This is a genomic window from Lysobacter sp. 22409 (assembly GCF_052045105.1).
Lineage (GTDB): Bacteria > Pseudomonadota > Gammaproteobacteria > Xanthomonadales > Xanthomonadaceae > Lysobacter > Lysobacter antibioticus_B.
Genome location: NZ_JBQEOE010000095.1, coordinates 1 through 4,798, shown reverse-complemented (window position 1 = coordinate 4,798; position 4,798 = coordinate 1). Strand labels below are relative to the sequence as shown.

Below are 4,798 nucleotides of genomic sequence, written 5' to 3'. Positions count from 1 at the left end.
GGCCTGGGCTACCAGCGTTCGGAAGAGGAATATTTCATCCCGTCGCCGCTGTCGCCGGCTGACCGCAAGGACGGCAACTTCGCCGCCAAGGTCGGCGTCGGTATCCAGGGCGACCTGGGCCGCGTCGGTATCCGTACCGAACTGGCATACCGCGCCGATTTCGACGACAGCAGCGTCAACGCTCCGTCGGAAGACTGGTTCGGCGACGTGCTGGCTTCGGTCGGCATCGTGGTGCCGCTGGGTCCGGAACCCACCGCTCCGGTCGGTCCGGCTCCGGTGGTTGAGCCGGGCTGCGCCGACAAGGACGACGACGGCGACGGCGTGAACAACTGCGACGACAAGTGCCCGGGTTCGCAGGCTGGCCAGACCATCGGTCCGGACGGCTGCCCGGTGCCGGTGACGATCGACCTGAAGGGCGTCAACTTCGACTTCGACAAGGCCACGCTGCGTCCTGACGCGGTGGCGATCCTGAACGAAGCCGCTGAGATCCTGAAGCGTTACCCCGACCTGAAGGTCGAGGTGGCCGGTCACACCGACTCGAAGGGCACCGATGCGTACAACCAGAAGCTGTCGGAGCGTCGCGCGAAGGCTGCGTACGACTACCTGACCAGCAATGGCGTGGACGCTGGCCGTCTGGTGGGTCCGGTGGGTTACGGCGAGAGCCGTCCGATCGCTCCGAACACCAACGAAGACGGTTCGGACAATCCGGAAGGCCGTGCGAAGAACCGTCGCACCGAGCTGAACGTCCAGAACTAAGCGACACCCGCGGGTTCTTCGGAACCTGCACCGCAACACCCGAAGCCCGGCCTTGTGCCGGGCTTCGTTTTTTTCGACCCCTGCATGGCGCACTGCTGCCCGAGCGGCGACGGCGAAGGCAACGTCATCGACCAGCGCGAGCGCGCGGCGATCGAGCGACGAGCGCGCGACGGCCCGGGCAAAGCGCCCGTATGCGTGGCGAATGCGGCCGGCGCTCGTGCGCGCGACGACGTTCGCGCCGGTTGTTCGATCCGCCCCCCGCGCCTACACTGGCGTATAGCCTTTGCACGACGTCCGGGTATTCGCGCCCGGGCAGAACTACGGGAGAGAGTCATGCGCCACGCCATCGCCGGATTGACGTTGTTCCTCATCGCCGGAGCGGCGCAGGCGCAAGGCGCCAGCAACTGCGCGGCCTTGACCGCCGCCCGCGCGCAGCCGGTGCAGCCGACCCTGATCGCACCGATCTCGCCGGAACTGGTCGCTCCCTCGCATCAGCTCGGCGCGCCGACCGGCGTGCTCTCGCAGGCGCTCGACGAAGCGCTCTCGGTCGACCAGGTGCTGCTGCGCATCCGTCTCGATGGTTGCAACGTCGCCAAGGCCACGCCGGCATCGACCGGCATGCCCTCGGTCAATGACCCGGCCGCCTATAAGCCCAAGACCCAGTTCGACAACACGCCGTGGCGCTTCGATATGAGCCAGGGCGGCAAGCGCATGACCGCCGATGAGTTCAGCGCCTGGATGAAGGCCAAGGGCGTGCGCGTGGCCAAGGGCAACGGCACTGCGGCCGCCGCCGCTCCGGCCGCGGCCCCGGTGGTCGAGCCGGCCCCGGCGCCGGTCGAAGACAAGAAGAAAAAGAAGTAAGCCTCGCCACTGCGACGCGCTGCTTACGGCCGCGGGCATTGCTCGCGGCCGTTTCGCTTTTACGATCCGGATTTGGCGTGGCGCCCGCATCGAAGCCGCATCGCCTTGCGTTCCCGCCATCCAAAGCCGCTTAGCGCCTTGAACAAGATTCTGCCTTGAACAAGCTCTCGCCTTGAACAAGATTCCGCCCCGACACGGTCTGGCCCGCGTGCTGTCCAAGCAAGGCCTGTGCTCGCGCAGCGAAGCGGCGAAATGGATCGCCGCCGGCCGCGTCGCGGTCGACGGCCGCATCGTCCGCGATCCCGAGTTTCCGATCGTGCAGGGCCGCCATCGCGTTGCCGTCGACGGCAACGCCATCGATGCCGCACCGCGCATCTACCTGATGCTCAACAAACCGCGTGGGTTGGTCACGACCGCCCAGGACGAACGCGGCCGCGATACCGTCTACCGCTGCTTCGACGGCGCCGGCCTGCCGTGGCTCGCGCCGGTCGGGCGCCTGGACAAGGCCAGCGAAGGCCTGCTGCTGTTCTGCAACGACCCGCAATGGGCGGCGCGCATCACCGATCCCGACCTCGGGCCGGACAAGACCTATCACGTCCAGATCGACACGCTGCCCGCGCCGGCCTTGCTGGCGGCGCTGCACGAAGGCGTGATCGAGGAGGGCGAGCGCCTGCGCGCCAAGTCGGCGACCTTGCTGCGCGCCGGCGAGAAGAATGCCTGGCTGGAGATCGTGCTCGACGAGGGCCGCAACCGGCAGATTCGGCGCCTGCTCGCCGCCTTCGATATCGAAGTGCTGCGTCTGGTCCGGGTCGCGATCGGCCCGCTGCTGCTCGGCGATCTCGGCAAGCGCGAATGGCGCGAGCTCAGCGCCGCCGAGGCGGCGGCGCTGGTCGGGTCGGACTAGGGAGGCGCGTCGTCGTCGCGCCATCGCGCGAGGCGGGCGTCGAGCAAGTTCGCTACCACCTCGAAGGCGCGCGCGTCGCCCGGGCCGCGTGCGTCGTGGCTGGCGCCCTTGCCGTGGTTGCAACGCGTGCAGGCGAGGGCGAGGTTGCGCGGGTCGTCGGCATCCTCGCCGACCCTTGCGGTCAGGGCCGCCGCGGCGCGGCGGCCGAACCAGGCGCTCGGCACGACATGTTCGAGCGAGGCCGAGCCGATCGCGGCACCGTCCTCGCTCAGGGCGAGCGCACACCGGCAGTGCAGGCAGCGCGTGCGCCAGACGCCGTCGTCCAGGCGCGCCAGCGCGTCGGTGCGCACGGCCTGCAACAGGCGGCGGCGCAGGACGACGCGCATGCGCTCAGTGGCCGATCAGGCCAGGGGTTCAGGCCTTGATCACGCCGAGCTCGCGACCGATCTTGATGAAGGCGGCGATGGCGCGATCGAGGTGCTCGCGCGTGTGCGCGGCCGACATCTGGGTGCGGATGCGCGCCTGGCCCTGTGGCACGACCGGGAAGAAGAAACCGATCGCATAGATGCCTTCTTCGAGCAGGCGCGCAGCGAACTTCTGCGCCAGCGGCGCGTCGTACAGCATTACCGGGCTGATCGGATGCACGCCCGGCTTGATGTCGAAACCGGCTGCGGTCATCCGCTCGCGGAAATAGCGCGTGTTCTCGACCAACTGCTCGCGCAGATCGCCGGCCGCCGAGAGCATCTCGAAAGCCTTGATGCCGGCGGCGACCACATGCGGCGGCAGCGAGTTCGAGAACAGGTAGGGACGCGAGCGCTGGCGCAGCAATTCGACCACTTCCTTCCTGGCGGTGGTGAAACCGCCGAGCGCGCCGCCCATGGCCTTGCCGAGGGTGCCGGTGAAGATGTCGATCTTGTCCATCACGCCCTTGACCTCGGCCGAGCCGCGGCCGCTGGCACCGAGGAAGCCGGTGGCATGGCACTCGTCGATATGCACCAGCGCGCCGTACTTTTTCGCGAGCGCGGTGATTTCGTCGAGCGGGGCGATGAAGCCATCCATCGAGAACACGCCGTCGCTGGTGATCAGCTTGGTCTTGCAACCGGCGGCATCGGCGGCCTGCAACTGCTTTTCCAGGTCGGCCATGTCGCAGTTGGCGTAGCGGAAGCGCTTGGCCTTGCACAGGCGCACGCCGTCGATGATCGAGGCGTGGTTGAGCGCGTCGGAGATGATCGCGTCGTTCTCGCCGAGCAGCGGCTCGAACAGGCCGCCGTTGGCGTCGAAGCAGGCGGCGTAGAGGATGGTGTCCTGCGTGCCGAAGAAGTCCGAGATGGTCTTCTCGAGCTGCTTGTGCAGGTCCTGGGTGCCGCAGATGAAGCGCACCGAGGCCATGCCGAAGCCGTGCGTGTCGAGCGCGTCCTTCGCCGCCTGGATCACCTCGGGGTGATCGGCCAGGCCGAGATAATTGTTGGCGCAGAAGTTCAGCACCGTGCGGCCGTCTTCGAGAACGATCTCGGCCGACTGCGGGCTGGTGATGATGCGTTCGGCCTTGAACAGACCCTGGGCGCGGATCTCGTCGAGGGTGTCGGCGTAGTGTTGCGTGAGAGCGGGCTTGGTCAGGCTCGATGCGTCGGACACGGGCGGCTTCCGATGGGGAGGAAAGCCGCCATTCTATTCCAGACCCTTTACCCAGGCCCGTCGGCTGCGTTCATGCCGTTGGCCTGGCCCTCGCGTGCCCAAGCGGCCCATTGCCTCTGCAGCGCGGGCGGGTGGGCGGCCAATCCGTACTTGGCAGGATGTTGCGCCGGCCGGTTCTTGAAATCGCCGCCGGCGGCCAGGGATTGCGCTAGCCAATCGAACGCGTAGGGGGGCGGTGTCGCAGCTGGGCTGTAGCCGTGATCGTGGCTGTAGCTGTTGTTGTGGGGATTTTGCTGTTGCTGCGCGCCGATTCGCACTAGCGAAGGCAATGGAAGACCCGGAGGGCGGCCCGCATGGATGCGGGCCGTTTTTCATCGGGACAGGGATGTCCCGTATGAAAAAGCCCTGCGTCGGCAACGATCGTGCGGGCCTGTGATTCAAAACGAAAGCATTTTTCTTTGGTTACCTTTCTTTTGTTGCTTATGACAAAAGAAAGTAACCCGCCGCTTTAGTGGCGGAAGCTCTTATCGTTTGATCTTGTTTGTATGAAAGCTATAAGCAAGTGCAGAGCTTCCGCCCGCTACGCGGCCGGGTTACTTTCTTTTGCTAAGCCCAAAAGAAAGGTAACCAAAGAAAAGGGCT

The 4,798-nt window shown here is 66.6% G+C and carries 5 protein-coding genes; 3 read left to right on the top strand and 2 right to left on the bottom strand.

Annotated elements, in window-relative coordinates; all coding sequences use genetic code 11:
- The 3 genes from ACTJJK_RS23025 to ACTJJK_RS23015 all read left to right on the top strand — a co-directional run.
- The coding region (locus ACTJJK_RS23025) for an OmpA family protein (protein ID WP_031374237.1) at positions 1-756 on the top strand (756 nt) is incomplete at its 5' end.
- Positions 757-1,089: 333 nt separating this feature from the next.
- Positions 1,090-1,617 carry a hypothetical protein gene (locus ACTJJK_RS23020; protein ID WP_031374238.1) on the top strand — a complete coding sequence of 176 codons (528 nt, stop codon included), beginning with the start codon at positions 1,090-1,092 and terminating at the stop codon, positions 1,615-1,617.
- A gap of 172 nt (positions 1,618-1,789) precedes the next feature.
- Positions 1,790-2,521, top strand: coding sequence for a pseudouridine synthase (locus tag ACTJJK_RS23015; protein WP_051885448.1), 732 nt, complete (start codon positions 1,790-1,792; stop codon positions 2,519-2,521).
- Here the strand turns inward: ACTJJK_RS23015 and ACTJJK_RS23010 are convergent.
- On the bottom strand, positions 2,518-2,907 hold the full coding sequence (locus tag ACTJJK_RS23010; RefSeq protein ID WP_031374240.1) for a hypothetical protein: 390 nt from the start codon (positions 2,905-2,907) through the stop codon (positions 2,518-2,520). The two genes, ACTJJK_RS23015 and ACTJJK_RS23010, sit on opposite strands and share 4 nt — an antisense overlap.
- 28 nt (positions 2,908-2,935) lie before the next feature.
- The gene (kbl, locus tag ACTJJK_RS23005; RefSeq protein ID WP_031374241.1) at positions 2,936-4,156 is read right to left on the bottom strand and encodes a glycine C-acetyltransferase; all 1,221 of its coding nucleotides are present in this window, start codon (positions 4,154-4,156) and stop codon (positions 2,936-2,938) included.
- Positions 4,157-4,798: the final 642 nt, after the last annotated feature.